This window comes from Rhodococcus sp. 2H158 (assembly GCF_053764755.1).
This window is the reverse complement of sequence record NZ_JBSNCE010000002.1, coordinates 232,772-249,971: the sequence shown is the minus strand read 5'-3', so window position 1 is coordinate 249,971 and position 17,200 is coordinate 232,772. Positions and strand designations below refer to the sequence as shown.

General features: G+C 69.6%; 13 protein-coding genes. 5 read left to right on the top strand and 8 right to left on the bottom strand.

The genetic code is table 11. The features are described from left to right. Positions 1–22 precede the first annotated feature (22 nt). Positions 23–1,066 carry a zinc-binding dehydrogenase gene (locus ACWPOB_RS02935; RefSeq protein WP_455399843.1) on the bottom strand — a complete coding sequence of 348 codons (1,044 nt, stop codon included), beginning with the start codon at positions 1,064–1,066 and terminating at the stop codon, positions 23–25. 168 nt (positions 1,067–1,234) lie between these two features. Here ACWPOB_RS02935 and thpD point away from each other — a divergent pair, with 168 nt between their 5' ends. Continuing rightward, positions 1,235–2,122, top strand: a complete 888-nt coding sequence (thpD, locus tag ACWPOB_RS02930; protein ID WP_100056315.1) for an ectoine hydroxylase — start codon at positions 1,235–1,237, stop codon at positions 2,120–2,122. Between the two features lie 104 nt (positions 2,123–2,226). Here thpD and ACWPOB_RS02925 read toward each other — a convergent pair whose 3' ends face one another. Beyond that, positions 2,227–3,309: a 3-deoxy-7-phosphoheptulonate synthase gene (locus ACWPOB_RS02925; protein WP_100056316.1), complete on the bottom strand. Its 1,083-nt coding sequence runs from the start codon at positions 3,307–3,309 to the stop codon at positions 2,227–2,229. A 304-nt stretch (positions 3,310–3,613) separates the two neighbouring features. On the opposite strand from ACWPOB_RS02925, the gene treS reads away from it, so the two are divergent. Then, positions 3,614–5,452 carry a maltose alpha-D-glucosyltransferase gene (treS, locus tag ACWPOB_RS02920; protein ID WP_100056317.1) on the top strand — a complete coding sequence of 613 codons (1,839 nt, stop codon included), beginning with the start codon at positions 3,614–3,616 and terminating at the stop codon, positions 5,450–5,452. Beyond that, positions 5,449–6,846, top strand: coding sequence for a maltokinase N-terminal cap-like domain-containing protein (locus ACWPOB_RS02915; RefSeq protein ID WP_455399842.1), 1,398 nt, complete (start codon positions 5,449–5,451; stop codon positions 6,844–6,846). The genes treS and ACWPOB_RS02915 overlap by 4 nt, the downstream gene beginning before the upstream one ends. Here ACWPOB_RS02915 and ACWPOB_RS02910 read toward each other — a convergent pair. From ACWPOB_RS02910 to ACWPOB_RS02885, 6 genes are all read right to left on the bottom strand, one after another. Next, positions 6,812–9,190 carry an MMPL family transporter gene (locus ACWPOB_RS02910; protein WP_455399841.1) on the bottom strand — a complete coding sequence of 793 codons (2,379 nt, stop codon included), beginning with the start codon at positions 9,188–9,190 and terminating at the stop codon, positions 6,812–6,814. The genes ACWPOB_RS02915 and ACWPOB_RS02910 overlap by 35 nt on opposite strands. A gap of 37 nt (positions 9,191–9,227) precedes the next feature. Further along, positions 9,228–10,244, bottom strand: coding sequence for an NAD(P)/FAD-dependent oxidoreductase (locus ACWPOB_RS02905; RefSeq protein ID WP_455399840.1), 1,017 nt, complete (start codon positions 10,242–10,244; stop codon positions 9,228–9,230). Next, the gene (locus ACWPOB_RS02900; protein WP_100056319.1) at positions 10,237–10,752 is read right to left on the bottom strand and encodes an isoprenylcysteine carboxyl methyltransferase family protein; all 516 of its coding nucleotides are present in this window, start codon (positions 10,750–10,752) and stop codon (positions 10,237–10,239) included. The genes ACWPOB_RS02905 and ACWPOB_RS02900 overlap by 8 nt, the downstream gene beginning before the upstream one ends. Before the next feature lie 10 nt (positions 10,753–10,762). Beyond that, complete coding sequence (locus ACWPOB_RS02895) at positions 10,763–11,902, bottom strand: type III polyketide synthase (RefSeq protein WP_455399839.1); 1,140 nt, start codon at positions 11,900–11,902, stop codon at positions 10,763–10,765. 365 nt (positions 11,903–12,267) lie between these two features. After that, complete coding sequence (locus ACWPOB_RS02890) at positions 12,268–13,263, bottom strand: MCE family protein (protein WP_100058187.1); 996 nt, start codon at positions 13,261–13,263, stop codon at positions 12,268–12,270. Between the two features lie 325 nt (positions 13,264–13,588). Beyond that, positions 13,589–16,015, bottom strand: a complete 2,427-nt coding sequence (locus tag ACWPOB_RS02885; protein ID WP_455399838.1) for an ATP-dependent Clp protease ATP-binding subunit — start codon at positions 16,013–16,015, stop codon at positions 13,589–13,591. A 149-nt stretch (positions 16,016–16,164) separates the two neighbouring features. On the opposite strand from ACWPOB_RS02885, the gene ACWPOB_RS02880 reads away from it, so the two are divergent. Beyond that, positions 16,165–16,656, top strand: a complete 492-nt coding sequence (locus ACWPOB_RS02880) for a MarR family winged helix-turn-helix transcriptional regulator (protein WP_455399837.1) — start codon at positions 16,165–16,167, stop codon at positions 16,654–16,656. Further along, on the top strand, positions 16,653–17,075 hold the full coding sequence (locus tag ACWPOB_RS02875; protein WP_072634486.1) for an organic hydroperoxide resistance protein: 423 nt from the start codon (positions 16,653–16,655) through the stop codon (positions 17,073–17,075). The genes ACWPOB_RS02880 and ACWPOB_RS02875 overlap by 4 nt, the downstream gene beginning before the upstream one ends. Positions 17,076–17,200 lie beyond the last annotated feature (125 nt).

Sequence of the window (17,200 nt, the reverse complement as noted above, 5' to 3'; positions counted from 1 at the left end):
GGTACGACGAGACTCCGACAGGTCAGGGCTGAACGAGGATCCGGATCGGATCCCCGATGTGGTTGTGCAGCTTCTCGATGCCCTCGGCGATGTTCTCCAGCGGCACGATCTCGCTGATCGAGCGGGAGATGTCGAGGCGTCCGCGGGAGACGAGCGCGGCGAGCGTCTCGATGTCGACATTCTTGTAACCGAGGTGGCCCATGACGTGCTTGCGCGACAGTCCGAACGTGGCGGTGGGGCCCAGGGAGGCCTCCTGCCCGCTCAGCCCGACGACCACGACGCGGCCACCCGTCATCACGCACTGCAGGGCCTGGTCGAAGGTGACCTTCACGCCCGCCGAGTCGAAGGCCACGTCGAGCATCTTCCCGCCGGTCGCCTCGGCGACCCTCTGCACCAGGTCCGGGTCGCGGGAGTCGAACGCGTAGTCGGCGCCGAGTTCGAGGGCCCGCTCCCGCACCGCGGGGTTGATGTCGAACGCGAGGACCGGCACGGCACCGATCAGCCGGGCGAGCTGCACGATGTGGGTGCCCACCCCGCCGACCCCCCACACGCCGACGGCCTCACCCACCTGCACCTGCCCGGTGCGCACGACCGCGCCGAACGGCGTGGACACCGCGTCGGCGAGGATCGCCGCCTGCTCGAGCGGGACGTTGTCGGGCACGAGGGTGAGACCGCCCGCCTGCGCGACGGTGTACTCGGCCCAGGCGCCGTCGTACGCGAAGGCCATCAACTGGATATTCAGGCAGTTGGTCAGGTCGCCGCGCCGGCACTTGCGGCACTGCATGCACGGTCGTCCAGCCGAGGGCACGACGCGGTCCCCGACCTCCCACCCGGTCACGCCGTCCCCGACGGCGGCGATGGTCCCGGCGGCTTCGTGGCCCTGGGTGACCACCGGCAGCAGGGCCGGGAAGGTGCCGTCGAGCAGGCTCAGGTCCGAGTGGCAGATGCCGCAGAAGGCCACCTTGACGAGCACCTCGCCGGGGCCCGGCGACGGAGTCGGAACATCTTCCAGCACATTCGTTCTGGTGTCCGCGTGAAAACGCGCGGCGCGCATCGTCTCGGTCATGATCCCCTCATCCTGTTGTGCGGCGGCGGCCACGGGGGACCCTACTCCCGGCGCATGCGGGGTTGCGCATGTTTGTGCCGCGGATCTCCGCGACGGGTTGCATCCGCCCACGGTGAGTGAGAGCGTCGGAAGGAACCGTCATCGACTTCGAGAGGGTGATTCGCAACAATGCAGACGGCCGTCATCGACGACTACCCGACCCGGAACCGCACGAACTGCGTGAGCGTGTCCCGGCCGGATCCGGTGGTGTGGGGATCGGCAACGGGGCCGCTGGACGCCCCGGCCGTCGCCGAGTACGACCGGCGCGGGTTCCACACCGTCGACGCGCTCCTGCCGGCGCACGACGTCGGAAATCTGCTCGACGAGACGGCACGTCTGGGCCGGGATCTGGCCGACGACGAGCGGGTCGTGCGGGAGGCGGGAAGCGGGGACGTGCGCTCCGTGTTCGACGTGCACCGCCTCTCCGGCACGGTCGCCGAGATCGTCCGGCGGCCGGAGATCGCCGGTATCGCCCGCCAACTCCTCGGCTCGGAGGTCTACCTCCACCAGTCGAGGCTGAACGTCAAGCCGGGATTCCGCGGCGGACCGTTCTACTGGCACTCCGATTTCGAGACCTGGCACGCCGAGGACGGGATGCCGCGTCCGCGGGCGCTGAGCATCTCCGTCGCGCTGACCGAGAACTACGGTTACAACGGCGGTTTGATGATCATGCCCGGTTCGCACCGGACCTTCGTCTCGTGCGCCGGTACCACCCCCGACGACTACTACCGGCAGTCCCTCGTCACGCACGTGCCCCCCACCGGTTCGCCCGACGAGGACACGCTGACCTCGATGGCCGCCGAGCACGGCATCGCCACGTTCACCGGCTCGGCCGGTTCGGCCACGGTGTTCGACGCGAACTGCATGCACGGCTCGAACGGCAACATCACCCCGTTCCCCCGGTCGAATCTGTTCGTGGTGTTCAACAGTGTCGAGAACGCGCTCGTCGAGCCGTTCTCGGCGCCGCGTCCGCGGCCGGACTACCTCGGCAGCCGGGACTTCACTCCCCTGCGCTGACTCGCCCTCCGCTCCGCTCCCCGAGCGAATGTATCGCTCACTCGATCAGTCCGACGGCATGATCCATTCGCTCGGGGAGCGGAGCGGGAAAAGGGGGGTGGCGATCAGGCGCGCCGGCGGCGCACCGCGTCGGCCAGCCGGTCGAGCTGGTCGGCCGTGGTGGCCCAGTCGAGGCACGCGTCGGTGATCGACTTGCCGTACTCGAGCTCGTCGGACCGGCCCAGGGTCAGGTCCTGCCGGCCCGCCTCGAGGAAGCTCTCCAGCATCACACCGACGATGCCCTTCTCGCCCGCGACGAGCCGCTCGGCGATGTCGGTGACGACGTCGATCTGCTTCTCGTGGTTCTTGCTGCTGTTGCCGTGGCTCGCGTCGATCACGACGCGCTCGGGCAGACCGGCCTTGCGCAGCCGGGCCATGGTGTCGGCGACCGTCCCGGCGTCGTAGTTGGGGCCGGCGGAGCCGCCGCGCAGGATGACATGGCAGTCGGGGTTGCCGACGGTCTCGATGAGCGCGGCCTGCCCGTCGAGATCGGTGCCGGGGAACACGTGGCTCGCGGCGGCGGCGCGGGTGCCGTCGACGGCGACCTGCACGTCGCCCTCGGTGGAGTTCTTGATGCCCACCGGCATGGACAGGGCGCTGCACAGTTGCCGGTGCACCTGGCTGGCCGCGGTGCGGGCACCGATCGCGCCGTAGGTGACCAGATCCGCGTAGTACTGCGGCAGGATCGGGTCGAGGAACTCGCACCCGACCGGCAGTCCGAGGCCGGACACGTCGAGCAGCAGCTTGCGGCCGATGCGCAGACCGGTGTTGATGTCGTAGGTGCCGTCGAGGTGCGGGTCGTTGAGCAGGCCCTTCCACCCGAGGGTGGTGCGCGGCTTCTCGAAGTACACCCGCATCACCACGTGCAGGTCGTCGCGCAGGTCGTCGGCCTTGGCGGCGAGGCGGCGCGCGTAGTCCATCGCGGCGGCGGGGTCGTGCACCGAGCACGGCCCGACCACGACGAGCAGCCGGTCGTCGGTGCCGTCGAGGATCGCCACGGTGTCGGCGCGGCCCGAGCGCACGGTGGCGGCGGCCACCTCGTCGGGGGCGTGCTCGCCGCGGACGACGGCCGGGGCGACGAGCGGGCTGATCCGCACGGTCCGCTGTTCGTCGAGATTCGCGGTGGAGATGGAGGTGCTGGTGGTCATCGGGGTTCGGTTCCTGTTCCCGGGCCGACCCTGGCTGAACCTGAAAGATCCCAGCGAGCCGGTCCGTGTCCGGCTCGTAGGTGGTGAAGTCAGCGCGCGGTTACGCCGACCGACCCACCCCGGGCCGGCCTGCTAAACCAGAAATATGCACGCTGCATGACGGACACCCTACCCGAGCCTCCGCGAGGGTGCACATCGGGGGCCCGGGGCGAGTCCGCATTGCCAGCGCGACGGCGCCGACCCCCCTACGATCGGAACGAACCGAGAACACTGTCCGTACCGCCGAGACGATCGCCGAGGTGTTATGCCGCTCGAAGGTTCACACGAGTCCAGGGACCGGTCGAACGAACCGGAACACACAGCCGACGGCCATCTCGTCGAGGCCCGGTCCGAGGACTTCTCCCATGCCAGAAACCTCGCGGTGGATCCCGACTGGTTCAAGACCGCGGTGTTCTACGAGGTCCTGGTGCGCGCCTTCAACGACTCGAACCACGACGGGACGGGTGATCTGCGCGGGCTGACCGAGAAGCTCGACTACATCGCCTGGCTGGGCGCCGACTGTATCTGGCTGCCACCGTTCTACGACTCCCCGCTGCGCGACGGCGGGTACGACATCCGGGACTTCCGGGCGGTGCTCCCGGAGTTCGGCACGGTCGACGACTTCGTCACGTTCCTCGACGAGGCGCACAAGCGCGGCATCCGCGTGATCACCGACCTGGTCATGAACCACACGTCCGACACGCACGCGTGGTTCCAGGAGTCGCGTACGGACCCGGACGGCCCCTACGGCGACTTCTACGTGTGGTCCGACACCGACGAGCGCTACCCGGATGCGCGCATCATCTTCGTCGACACCGAATCCTCCAACTGGACGTGGGATCCGGTGCGCAAGCAGTACTACTGGCACCGGTTCTTCTCGCATCAGCCGGACCTGAACTACGACAATCCCGAGGTGCAGGACGCGATGATCGACGTCCTGCGGTTCTGGCTCGACCTGGGGATCGACGGGTTCCGGCTCGACGCGGTGCCCTACCTGTTCGAACGCGAGGGCACCAACTGCGAGAACCTGCCCGAGACACACGCGTTCCTGAAGAAGTGCCGCGCGGTGATCGACGCGGAGTATCCGGGCCGGGTGCTGCTGGCGGAGGCGAACCAGTGGCCCAGCGACGTGGTGGAGTACTTCGGCGAGCCGGAGGTCGGCGACGAGTGCCACATGGCGTTCCACTTCCCGCTCATGCCGCGCATCTTCATGGCGGTGCGGCGCCAGAACCGGTTCCCCATCTCCGAGATCCTCGCCCAGACGCCGCCGATTCCGAGCAGTGCGCAGTGGGGCATCTTCCTGCGCAACCACGACGAGCTGACCCTCGAGATGGTCACGGACGAAGAACGTGACTACATGTATGCCGAGTACGTCACCGACCCGCGGATGCGGGCGAACATCGGCATCCGGCGCCGGCTGGCCCCGCTGCTCGAGAACGACCGCAACCAGCTCGAGCTGTTCACGGCTCTGCTGTTGAGCCTGCCCGGCTCGCCGGTGCTCTACTACGGCGACGAGATCGGGATGGGCGACAACATCTGGCTCGGCGACCGCGACGCCGTGCGCACGCCGATGCAGTGGACACCCGACCGCAACGCGGGCTTCTCGCGGGCGGACCCCGCGCGGCTGTACCTGCCGACGATCATGGATCCGACCTACGGCTATCAGTCCGTGAACGTCGAGCGGCAGATGAACTCGACGAACACGCTGCTGCACTGGACGCGCCGGATGATCCAGGTCCGCAAGCAGCATCCGGCGTTCGGCAAGGCCGCCTTCACCGAACTGGGCAGCGCCAACCCGGCCGTCCTGTCGTACCTGCGGGAGATGCCGCTCGGCCCGGACCGCAACTACAGCGACGTCATCCTGTGTGTGAACAACCTGTCCCGGTATCCCCAGGCCGTCATCCTGGACCTGTCCCGGTTCGCAGGGTGGATTCCGGTGGAGCTCACCGGTTCCGTCCCGTTCCCACCGATCACGGAGGAGGGGTACATGATCACCCTGCCCGGTCACGGTTTCTATTGGTTCGCGCTGCAGCCCGATCCGACGAAGGAAGGCGTCGGCGAACATCCGGTGAGCAGCGAAGCCGAGGCGGCGGTGCAGCCATGAGGGATCCGAACGTGCAGCACTACCCCGATGCGGAGCTCGAGGCCCTGCTGGCCGAGTGGCTTCCCCACCAACGCTGGTTCGCCGCCAAGGGCAGGACCGTCGCCGCCGTCCGGATCATGCTGCGGGAACCGCTCACCGACACCCCCGCGTTCGGAGCGGACCACCTGCTGGTGACCGTCGAGTTCGAATCCGGCGCCGAGCAGATCTACCAGGTGCCGCTCGGGTATCGCCCGCACCTGCCCGACGAGCTGGCGCCCTGGGCGCTGCCGCGGCCCGACGGGAGCGGCGACGACCGCCCCCACGCCTACGACGGCCTGCGCGACCAGGAGATCATCGACCTGTACGCGCACTCGATCGCCACCGGGCAGGTGTACGGCCCGGTCGAGCTGCACACCGTGCCCGGCACGGTCATCGAGGAGGGACTGCGCGGGCGGGCGCTCAGCGCCGAGCAGTCCAACACCTCCGTCGTGCTGGGCGAGCAGTTGCTGCTCAAGCTCTTCCGCCGGATCACTCCGGGAGTCAACCCCGACGTGGAACTGCACCTCGCGCTCGGCGAGGCGGGCTGCCGGTCGGTCGCCCCCGTGCGCGCGTGGATCGACGCCGAGATCGGCGGCGTGCGCACGACTCTGGCGATGGTGCAGGACTTCGCGGCCAACTCCGCCGACGGCTGGTCGATGGCTCTGGGCAGCGTGCGGGACCTGCTGCTCGAGGCCGACCTGCGGGCGGACGAGGTGGGCACGGACTTCGCCGGCGAATCGCAGCGGATGGGCGCGGCCGTGGCCGAGGTGCACGCGCTGCTGGCGCAGTCCCTCGGGACGTCGCAGCGACCCGTCGGCGAGATCGTCGACGGCATGCTGCGCCGCCTGGACGCGGCCGGTGCCGTCGTACCCGAACTGGCGGAATTCGCCCCAGCGGTGCGGGAGCGGTTGGCGGAGGCGGCGGCCACCGGCACGACCACGGTGCAGCGGGTCCACGGGGACCTGCACCTCGGGCAGGTGCTGCGCACCCCGGAACACTGGCTGCTCATCGATTTCGAGGGCGAGCCCGCCAAGTCCCTCGACGAACGGCGGGAACCGGACAGCGCCCTGCGCGACGTGGCGGGGATGCTCCGCTCGTTCGACTACGCGGCCCACCACTCCCTGCATGATGCGACGTCGGAGGCCGCCGCCGCGCAACGCGAGTTCCGGGCGCAGGAATGGGCGCAGCGCAACTCCGCCGCGTTCTGCGACGGCTATGCGAGCGCGTCCGGCGCGGATCCGCGCGAGTCGGCCGCGCTGCTGCGCGCGTACGAACTGGACAAGGCCGTCTACGAGGTGGTGTACGAGGCCCGCCACCGGCCACAGTGGATCCGGCTGCCGCTCAACGCGATCCGTCGGCTGGTGCAGGCGACGTAGGGCCGTGGCTGTCGGTTGCTTCCGCCAGGGGATCCTGACCTGAGGGTGCCGGGTCGTCGGGTCCGCCCCGATGCGGCCGGTGGACCGGGTCGATCGCGGCCGCTCCCCGGTCCGGGGCAGACCCTTTCCGGCGTAGTCCGCCCCTGTCCACGGAGGACCGGTGCCTGCCCGCAGCGGGTGTCGACGGGCCCCTCGCAGTGGCCCGGTGGCGCGGGCCCCGGTCCTCGGACCATCCGTGCATGATGCGTCGGTGCAGGCGTGCCAGGGGTGCCGGCGCCCACCAGTTCGCGTCGCCCATCAGCTTGATCAGCGAGGGAACCAGCAGCATGCGGACCAGCGTGGCGTCGATGACGAGGGCGAAGATCATTCCCAGGCCGATGAACCGCATGATCGTCATCGGAGAGAGCGCGAATGCCGCGGTGACCGTACCGAGTATCAGCGCGGCGCAGGTGACGACACGACCGGTGAGGGCGGTACCGGTGTGCACCGCCGTCTCGGTCGACGCCCCCGCAGCATGCGCTTCGACCATCCGCGACATGAGGAAGATCTCGTAATCGGTCGACAGGCCGAACACGACGGCGAGGATCAACACGACCAGGGTGGGCTGGACGGGCTCCGGAGCCACGCCGATGAGACCGGCGCCGTGTCCTTCCTGGAAGACCCAGGTCAGCAGACCGAAGGTCGCCCCGAGGCTCAGTCCCGCCATGGCGACCGCCTTGACCGGCAGCACCACCGTGCCGAAGGCCAGGAACAGCAGCAGCAATGTCGCGCCCACCATGACGGCGATCATGGTGGGCAACGCCTCGGTGATCGCGTGATTGTTGTCGGCCTCGAGGGCGAACGGTCCGCCGACCTCGATCCGGGTTCCTGCCGGCGGAGCCAGCTCGCGCAGTGCCGCGATGGACGCGTTGGCGCGCTCGACGTCCGATCGGTCGGTCACGGCCGCGGAGATGACGGTGAAATCCGAGGTCGTGGCGATGGGCTGCGCACCGGTGACCCCGTCGACGGCATCCGCCTGCGCCACGAACCCGAGGCTCGCATGCAGGGGCGGGGGTGAGCCGCCTGTTCCGTGCACCAGGACGGTGATGTCGCCACCCGGGGACCGAAATTCCTGGACCAGGTGTTCGGTGGCCGCGCGAACCGGATTGCCGGGCGGCAGCGAGGTGTAGCTGATCGAGCCGAACCGCGTCAGAAGGACCGGCGCCGCGAACACCACCAGCACCAGGGTGATCGGGACGGCGACGCGCAGCGGATGGCGCATCACCCGGTCGGCGACGGCTCCCCAGAATCGGTGGGCTCGCACCTCGCCGCGCTCGACGGCACCGCGGCGCCAGGTCAGACTGTTGATCCGGGCACCCAGGACGGCCAGCGCCGCGGGCACGGCGGTCAAGGACAGCAGCGCCGCGCCGAGGGCGGCCGAGATGGCGCCCAAACCCAGCGACCGGATCACCTCCTGGGGAAAGACGAGCATTCCGGCGAAGGCGCACACGAGCAGCAGCGCGGAAAAGCACACAGTGCGGCCCGCGGTGAGAACGGTTCGCCGAACCGCGTCGTTCGGCGAGGCGCCGGAGCGGAGTTCTTCCCGGAACCGGCTGACGATGAACAGTCCGTAATCGATGGCAAGACCGAGACACAGAAGGGAGGTGACGTTGAGGGCAAAGGCGTTGACCTGGGTGAACATGGTCAGCAGCCGTAGCGTTCCGAGTGCGCTGAGCACCGACAGCGCGGCGACGAGAACCGGCACCGCCGCGGCGGTCAGTCCGCCGAAGACCATCACCAGCAGAATCAGGGTCAGCGGAAGCGACACCGACTCGGCGACGACGAGGTCGGTCTTCAGTTGCGTGTTGAACGAATCGTCGACCACGGTCTTGCCGGTCAGCTGGGTGTCGACTCCGGGAACCTGCAGCACGGACAGCAGATCGTGGTACGGCGGCCGATCGCCCGAGCCGGAACGCTGCAGGGTCACCGTCGCGAGCGCTTGGGTGCCATCGGCGGAGCGCAAGTACGGCTTCTCGACGACGGGCACCGTCCAGTAGGTGTCGACGCGCTCGACCCGGGTGCGATCGAGAGCGGCGAGGTGCCCGACCACTTCCGGTCCGATGTCGTCGATGCTCTGCCCGGGTGGGGCGGTGTAGAGGGCGACGATGTCCGGCTCCCGGCGTCCGAGGTGCTCCTCGATCTGGTGGGTGACGTGCGCGGCTTCGCTCCCGTCGTCGAGGAAGCCCTCGAACCTCAGATGAGGGAAGACCCCCAGCCCCCATGCGCCGCCGAGCACCAGCACGGTGACGGTCACGATCAGCACGAGCCACCGGCGTGCGAGGAGAAATGCTGCCCAGCGGGTCATGGCCGTGGCGGAGGCCGGGTCGGGGACGTCGACATCGTCATCGTGCGACCTGATGGACGGCGGCAGCGAACAGGCGTGGTGACCGCGCAGCCAACGGCACGATGACAGGGCCGAGGCGGGGTTGCCGACGCGCCCACAGCAGGGAGGAGGTCAGCAGGCGTGAGCGTCGCGAAGCCCGTGACCATGCCCGCTCGTAGCGTGCCGGTTGCCCGCATACGAGGCAGTGCACAAGCGCGCGTGCGCATTTCAGAGCGACGTCGATGCCTTCGCCGGTGATCGCGTCCACGTATCCGGCCGCGTCGCCGACGAGCAGCACACGGCCCGCGACGCGGGCCCTGGCGTCCTGACGCATCGGTCCCGCCCCCCGGACGGCGGTCGCCGCGGTGTCGGGGAGCCGCTGGGCAAGGGCGGGGAATGCGGCCAGCTGTTGGGCGAACGACCCGCGGGTAGCGGAGAGCAGCGCGACGCCGACGAGGCGGGGACCGACCGGGGTGACGTAGGCCTCGCGGTCGCGGGCCCAGTGCACCTCCACGAAGTCGGTCCATGGGGCGACCTCGAAGTGCCGGCGCAGCCCCCACCTGTGGTGACCGGACGGTGGGCGGTCCAGACCCAGCTGCCGTCGGATGGCGGAGTGCAGCCCGTCGGCCGCGACGAGGTACCGCGCCGTGGCGCCTGCGGCCGTCACGCACCGGGCATCCTGCGTGATCTCGGGGACCCGGCGCTGCAGCACCGGAACACCTCGTGTCGCGACCTCGGCCTGCAATGCTGCCTGCAGATCGGTGCGGCGCACCCCTAAACCGTGGCCGTCGCGGAATTCGGCCTCGGCCCGGCAGTGCCCGTCCGTGTACCGGATCCCCCGGAGGGGATGTCCGTCGACCGGCACACCGAGTTCGCGCAGGCAGGCGACCGCGCCCGGCATCAGGCCCTCCCCGCAGGCCTTGTCGATCGGCGACGGCCTCGACTCGATCACGACCGTATCGAGGCCGGCCCGGGCGGAATACAGGGCCGTGGCCAGCCCGGCGGGGCCAGCGCCGACGACGATCAGGTCATGCATTGCGCACCAGTTCGCTCAGGGCGGCATTCTCGGCGCGGATCCGCACCCGAAGTACCACGGCATCGAGCGCGGTGAAGGTCACTGCGGTCACCCATGCGGAGTGGACGAGCGGCAGTGCCGCACCCTCGACGACGACGGCCACGTAGTTGGGGTGCCGGAGCCGGCGGTACGGCCCACGGCGGATCAGGGGCAATCCGGGCACGATCACGATGCGGGTGTTCCAGCGGTGTCCGAGGGTGAGGATGCACCACCATCGCAGGCACTGCGACGCCAGGACGAGTGCCAGCATCGGCCGGCCGAGGGCCGGCACGTACCGGCGGCCGACGCCGTACGTCTCGATCAGGCATCCGGCCAGCAGCCCGGCGTGCAGCGACACCATCACCGGATAGTGTCCGCGGCCGCTCTCCCGGCCCCCGCGCTCCATGCTCCACGCCAGGTTGCGCCGGGACACCACCAGCTCGGCGAGCCGCTCCGTGGCGACCGCGGCGACGAGCAGGAGATAGAACACGGCGTCCGCGCTACCACTCGAGGAGGACGAGTTCGGAGCAGAACCCCGGCCCCATGGCCATCATGAGCCCCGGAGTTCCCGGTTCCGGGGGGCGCTGTTCGAGCGTGTCCCGCAGCACGTGCAGGACCGACGACGAGGACAGGTTCCCCACCGCGGCCAGCGACCGGCGGGTCATCTCCAACGCCTGTGACGACAGACCGAGCTCGGACTCGACCGCGCGGATCACCTTCGGCCCTCCCGGATGGCAGACCCAGGCGGTGATGTCGTCCGTCCGCAATCCATGTTCGGCCAGGAACGAGCGGACGTCCGCACCGAGGTACTTTTCGATCACGACGGGCACCTGGGCATCGAGGACGATCTTCAGGCCGCTCGACCCCACATCCCACCCCATGGTCCGCTCGGTGTCCGGGTACAAGTGGCTGCGCGACGCGACCACCCGGGGCCCGCGCGCCCGGGTCCGTTCGGCGCGCCGGGCGCCGACGGCGGCCACCGCTGCCGCACCGTCGCCGAACAGGCCGGTCGCCACGAGATTGGCGATGGAATGATCGTTGCGCTGCACCGTCAACGAACACAGTTCCACGGACAGCAGGACGGCCACGTCGTCGGGGTGCCCGAGCAGATAGTCGTACAGACGCGCTGTTCCCGCCGCACCGGCAACGCAACCGAGCCCGAAGATCGGCACCCGTTTGACGTCGGGGCGCAGCCCGACCCGATACGCGATCCGGGCCTCCATCGACGGGGCGGCGACACCGGTGACCGTGGTGGACATGATCAAGTCCACCTCGTCGGGCCGAATCCCGGACTGGGCGAGCGCGCCGGTCACGGCGGCCGCACCCAACTCGATCGCACCTTCGATGAACGTGTTGTTGCAGTCGTCGAAGTCGTGCAGCTCCGGATAGCGCTCGAGCGGGCGCACCAGGTGCCGCGTCCGGACCTCGGCATTGGCGTGGAGTCGCTGCAACAACCTGATGTCGCCGTCCTCGCCGAGGCAGTAGTCGGCGAACATCTTGGTGAGCTCGGCCTGAGAGTAACGGTGCGGTGGTACGACGCCGCACACCCCCGTCAGCGTCGTCCCCGCCACGAGGGGGTTCGGTGTGGAGCGCTGCCCCGGACCGGCCCGGGGGTCTGCCGGCAGGTTGACGATGCTCATGAGTGACTCCTCGCATCGCGCGGCGTGTGGCGCCGCGCCACTTACCCAGCTCGACACTTATCCGAGATCGGGAGCCTCGATAGCCACCCTAGGGGTGAGAATTGTGACCCTGGGGGTGAGATCCGGGAGCGCGGGGACGTCCGGTTCGGAACCCGGAACGGCGTCACGCTGCCGGGGCCACGCCTTCGGAGCGTGCGGCCGCTATGGGACGTGGGCGCCGGACCGAACGATCATCCCTCGGTTGGGGATGCCGGTGCAACTGCTCGGATATGCAGTCCCGTGCCGGCGAGCGGAGGCGGGCCGGTGGCGGTGCGGGCGATGCGGCGTGACCTGTCTGCGCTGCGGCCTCACGCGACGTCTGCCGGTCAATTGCCTTCCATCGTGCGAATGGGACTGCGCGGCGCCGAAATATCCGGCAACCCGGGCGGGGTGAGATTTACGATGACTCCCTCGAACCAGCGCCCGTTGCCGATGATGTTCGTGTACATGCGGATGAAGGGGTAATACAGCTCCAGCGCCCGGTTCAGGTCGTCGTTGCGGGCAGCGAGGATCTGTACGACGCCGCGGAGTTGCTCGAGTGCCGGTCCGATGGTGGCTTCGTTGTCGCGCACGAGTCCGGTCAATTGTTGGGACAGCCGCTGGGTTCCGGTGAGCAGCTGGGAGATCGCCTGCTGCCGGCTGTTCAGTTCGCCGATGAGCAGTCCGGCGTCGGTGATCAGTTGAGTGAATTCGGCATTGCGCTCGGCCAGCACCCCTGTGGTGTTCTCGGTCGCGTCGAACAGTCTGCGCAATTCCCGGTCGCGGCTTGCGATGGTCTGTGAGAGTCGGGTGACGCCGTCGAGGGAGGCGCGGATGTCGTCGGAGGTGTTGTCGAATGCCTGGGACAACACCGTCAGGCTCTGGGCGAGTTGGGTGGAGTCGATCTCCCCGATGGTCTGTGCCGCCGCCGAGAAGGCCTCGAGCACGTCGTAGGGAGACGTGGTGCGCTCGCGTGGGATCACCTCCCGCGGATTCAGGACCTCGGAGCCACGGGGGTCGAGGGCCAGGTACTTCTGCCCCAGGATCGTCTTGATCTGTATGGAGGCGGAGGTGTTGTCACCGATCCACGCATCCTTGGCTCCGAACGTCACCTCGACGTGGTCGCCTTCGAGTTCGACCGACATGACCTTGCCGACCTTGACACCGGCGATCCGGACCTCGTTGCCGGGTCTCAGGCCCGCTGCTTCGGTGAACTCGGCACGGTAGAGGGCGCCGGCTCCCAGGAGCGGTAGCGAATCGAAGGAGAAGACCGCCAGCGTCGCCAACAGCATCACGAGGATGGCGAGGGCGCCCACCGCGGCCGGGCTGCGAGGTTCGGCCATGGCGTCTGCAACTCCTCCTCGTCGACCGCGATCCGCGTCTCCCCCTGCTGCACATCCACCTGGGCGACTCCTTCGTTGCGACCCCGAACCCACACGGGATCGCAGACCGTTGCCCAGTCAGTGTGATCACCGTCACTGCAGGTGGCAAGTTGCGCGCCCGAACAACGGACAAATGCCACAGGGGGGCCGGTGAAACAGGGCCGCGTCGTCGACGCCCGATCGGAGCCGAACTCGACGACGACCCGCGGACCGTGGACCCGTTGCGCAGAGCGCGGGGCGGTGACCGGTTCCGGTCACCGCCCCGCGTCCTGCGCCGGTGGCAGCGTCAGCGCACCATCAGGTCCAGTTCGTCGTCGGCGACGTCGACTCGGACCTGCCCACCCGCGACGAGCACGTCGTCGAGCAGCAGGTCGGCGATGCGGTCGTCCACGGCGCGCTGGATGGACCGGCGCAACGGCCGCGCCCCGAACTCCGGCTGGTGGCCGTGCTCGGCAATCCAGTCGACGGCGGCCTCGGTGAACTCGATCTCGATTCCCTTGGCGTGCAGTCGCTTACGACTGTCGTCCAACAGCAGATCGGTGATCCGGTGCAACTGCTCGGTGTCGAGCTTGCGGAAGATCACGATCTCGTCGATGCGGTTGAGGAACTCCGGCCGCATCGACTCGCGCAGACGGCCCATCACCCGGTCCCGCAGCGGCTTCTCGGCCGCCTCGGCGTCCCCGGTGCTGAAGCCCAGCGCCCCGCCGCGGCTCGAGATGATGTCCGAGCCGAGGTTGCTGGTCATGATCACCACGGTGTTGGTGAAGTCGACCGTGCGGCCCTGGCCGTCGGTGAGCCGGCCGTCGTCGAGCACCTGCAGCAGGGTGTTGAACACGTCCGGGTGCGCCTTCTCGATCTCGTCGAGCAGCACGACCGAGTACGGGTTGCGCCGCACCTGCTCGGTGAGCTGACCCGCCTCGCCGTAGCCGACGTAGCCCGGGGGCGCCCCCACGAGACGGCTGACGGTGTGCCGCTCGCCGAACTCGCTCATGTCCACCCGCAGCATCTTTCGCTCGTCGCCGAACAGCACCTCCGCCAGCGCCTTCGCCAGCTCGGTCTTGCCGACGCCGGTGGGACCCAGGAACAGGAAGCTGCCGACCGGCCGATGCGGATCGCTCATGCCGGCGCGGCTGCGCCGCACAGCCCGGGCCACGGCCCGGACGGCCTCGTCCTGCCCGACGACGCGCCGGTGCAGTTCGTCCTCGAGGCCGCGCAGCCGCTCCTTCTCCGCCTGGGTCATCCGCGTCGCCGGGATGCCGGTGGCGCGGGAGACGACCTCGGCGATCAGTTCCGCGGTCACCTCGGGCACCTCGGCACCGGCGGGTGCGCCGGCATCGAGGCGGGCTTGCACCTCGGCGATCTGGTCGCGCAGTCGCGAGGCCTGCTCGTAGCGTTCCGCCGCGACGGCCCGGTCCTTGTCGGCCTCGAGCCGGGACAGCTGCTCGCGCAACGCCTTCTCGTCGACGCGCGGTGAGCGCAGCCGCAGCCGGGCACCGGCCTGGTCGATCAGGTCGATCGCCTTGTCCGGCAGGTGCCGGTCCGGCAGGTACCGCACCGACAGGTCCACGGCGGCGTCGAGCGCGTCGTCGGTGTACCGCACGCCGTGGTGTTCGGCGTAGCGGTCCCGCAGGCCGCGCAGGATCGCGACCGCGTCGTCGTGGCCGGGTTCGCCGACGGTGACCGGCTGGAAGCGGCGCTCGAGCGCCGGATCCTTCTCGATGTGCTTGCGGTACTCGTCGAGCGTGGTGGCGCCGACGATGTGCAGCTCCCCGCGGGCGAGCTTGGGCTTGAGGATGTTGCCGGCATCCATCGCGCCCTCGTTGCCGCCGCCCGCGCCGACGACGGTGTGGATCTCGTCGACGAAGACGATCAGCTCGTCCGAGTGCGCGGCGATCTCGTCGAGCACCTTGGTCAGCCGCTCCTCGAAGTCGCCGCGGTACCGGGCGCCGGCGACCATACCGGTGAGGTCGAGCTGCACGATCCGCTTGCCGCGCAGGCTGTCCGGGACGTCGCCGTCGACGACGCGCTGGGCGAGGCCCTCGACGATCGCGGTCTTGCCGACACCGGCCTCGCCGACCAGAACCGGGTTGTTCTTGGTGCGGCGGGAGAGGATCTCGACGGTCTGCTCGATCTCGTCGGCGCGGCCGATGACGGGGTCGATGCCGCCGCCGCGGGCACGCTCGGTCAGGTCGACGCCGTACTTGTCCAGGGTGGGGGTGGCGGACTGCTCCTGCGCCGCCTCGGCGGGCGCGGCGGGCTGCAGGGCGGCCTGGAGCGACTGGGCGGTGATCCCGGCCGACACGAGCAGCCCTCCGACCCCGTGTTCCTGGTCGGCGGCGAGGGCCACGAACAGGTGCTGGGGTTCGATGTAGGTCGCGCCGAGGGCGCGCGTGAGCTGGTGCGCCTCGAGCAGCACCGTCTTGATCGCGCCGGTGAGGGCGGGAGCGGTGACCGCGGTGCGGGTCTGTTCCTGCGGGAGCCGCTGCTCCACCGCGGCCAGGACCTCGGCGGGATCGGCCCCGGCGCGGGTCATGACCGACCGGACCGGGTCCTGCTCCGCCATCACGTGCAGGACGTGGAGCGCGTCGAGGTCCGTGTCACCGCGTTCGGCGGCGAATCGGGCCGCAGCGGCCATGAGTTCCTGGGTGCCACGGCTCAGGTAGCGGGTGATGTCGATACGCCCAGGGCCACCAGGCCCGAAGAATGCCGGCATTCCGAAGCCTTTCTCTCGGACTTGAGTCTTTCTCACTCAACTAACGTGTCGGGGTGCCTGTCAATTCCACAGAGCGTGTGATGTGTGACACTCTCGGGAAGCCCGAATTTCAGTTGTGCACAACATAGCGGTGCGCTACTTTATTTCTCGTGTCCGACGATCTCGCGCTCGACCGGCAGGTCTGCTTCGCGCTCTACTCCGCCTCCCGGGCCACCACCGCCGCCTACCGCGGCATGCTCGACCGGCTCGGCGTCACCTACCCGCAGTACCTCGTACTCCTGGCCCTGTGGGAACAGGAAAGCCGCGGGGAACACGGCGGCCGCGGCGTCCGCGACCTGTGCGACGCCCTCGACCTCGACACCGGCACCCTCTCCCCGCTCCTCAAGCGGCTCGAGAGCGCCGGACTGCTCGAACGCCGCCGGCAGAGCACGGACGAGCGCCGCGTGCAGATCCACCTCACCGAGGCCGGGCGCGAGCTGCGCGCCCGCGCCGAGGACATCCCCGCGCGCATGGCCCGCGCGAGCGGCCTCGCAGCCGACGAGCTGGCCGCCCTTCGCGACACGCTCCACCGCATGACCGAGGCGCTGCACCGCCCCGAAACACCCGATCCCTATCCCGCCACCCCACAGGAGAAGCCATGAACGTGCTCTACACCGCCGAAGCACTCGCCACCGGAGAGGGTCGCAACGGCCGCGCCCGGACCTCCGACGGCAAGCTCGACCTGGGCCTCGCCATCCCCACCGAAATGGGCGGCACCGGCGAGGGCACCAATCCCGAGCAGCTCTTCGCCGCGGGATACGCCGCCTGCTTCCACTCGGCGCTGCAGCTCGTCGCCCGGCAGGACAAGGCCGACGTCGCCGACTCGGCGGTCGGGGCACGCGTCGGCATCGGCCGCACCGACGGTGGCGGCTTCGGCCTGAAGGTCACGCTCGAGGTGTCGCTGCCCCACGTGCCGCGCGCACAGGCCCTCGAACTGACCGAGAAGGCCCACCAGGTGTGCCCGTACTCGAACGCCACCCGCGGCAACATCGAGGTCGAGCTCGAGGTCACCGAGGACTGACCCACGCACGGCTCGCCGCGGTCACTGCTGCGCGGCTCGCCGCGGTCACTGCTGCGCGGCTCGCCGCGGTCACTCCTGCGCGGCTCGCCGCGGTCACTCCTGCGCGGCTCGCCGCGGTCCACCCC

What these genes read in the sequence shown, in the direction of transcription:
- ACWPOB_RS02905 (WP_455399840.1), bottom strand. Translation starts at nt 10,244, where the DNA reads ATGCATGACCTGATCGTCGTCGGCGCTGGCCCCGCCGGGCTGGCCACG.
- ACWPOB_RS02885 (WP_455399838.1), bottom strand. Translation starts at nt 16,015, where the DNA reads ATGCCGGCATTCTTCGGGCCTGGTGGCCCTGGGCGTATCGACATCACC.
- ACWPOB_RS02875 (WP_072634486.1), top strand. Translation starts at nt 16,653, where the DNA reads ATGAACGTGCTCTACACCGCCGAAGCACTCGCCACCGGAGAGGGTCGC.
- ACWPOB_RS02890 (WP_100058187.1), bottom strand. Translation starts at nt 13,263, where the DNA reads ATGGCCGAACCTCGCAGCCCGGCCGCGGTGGGCGCCCTCGCCATCCTC.
- ACWPOB_RS02915 (WP_455399842.1), top strand. Translation starts at nt 5,449, where the DNA reads ATGAGGGATCCGAACGTGCAGCACTACCCCGATGCGGAGCTCGAGGCC.
- treS (WP_100056317.1), top strand. Translation starts at nt 3,614, where the DNA reads ATGCCGCTCGAAGGTTCACACGAGTCCAGGGACCGGTCGAACGAACCG.
- ACWPOB_RS02935 (WP_455399843.1), bottom strand. Translation starts at nt 1,066, where the DNA reads ATGACCGAGACGATGCGCGCCGCGCGTTTTCACGCGGACACCAGAACG.
- ACWPOB_RS02895 (WP_455399839.1), bottom strand. Translation starts at nt 11,902, where the DNA reads ATGAGCATCGTCAACCTGCCGGCAGACCCCCGGGCCGGTCCGGGGCAG.
- ACWPOB_RS02910 (WP_455399841.1), bottom strand. Translation starts at nt 9,190, where the DNA reads ATGACCCGCTGGGCAGCATTTCTCCTCGCACGCCGGTGGCTCGTGCTG.
- ACWPOB_RS02925 (WP_100056316.1), bottom strand. Translation starts at nt 3,309, where the DNA reads ATGACCACCAGCACCTCCATCTCCACCGCGAATCTCGACGAACAGCGG.
- thpD (WP_100056315.1), top strand. Translation starts at nt 1,235, where the DNA reads ATGCAGACGGCCGTCATCGACGACTACCCGACCCGGAACCGCACGAAC.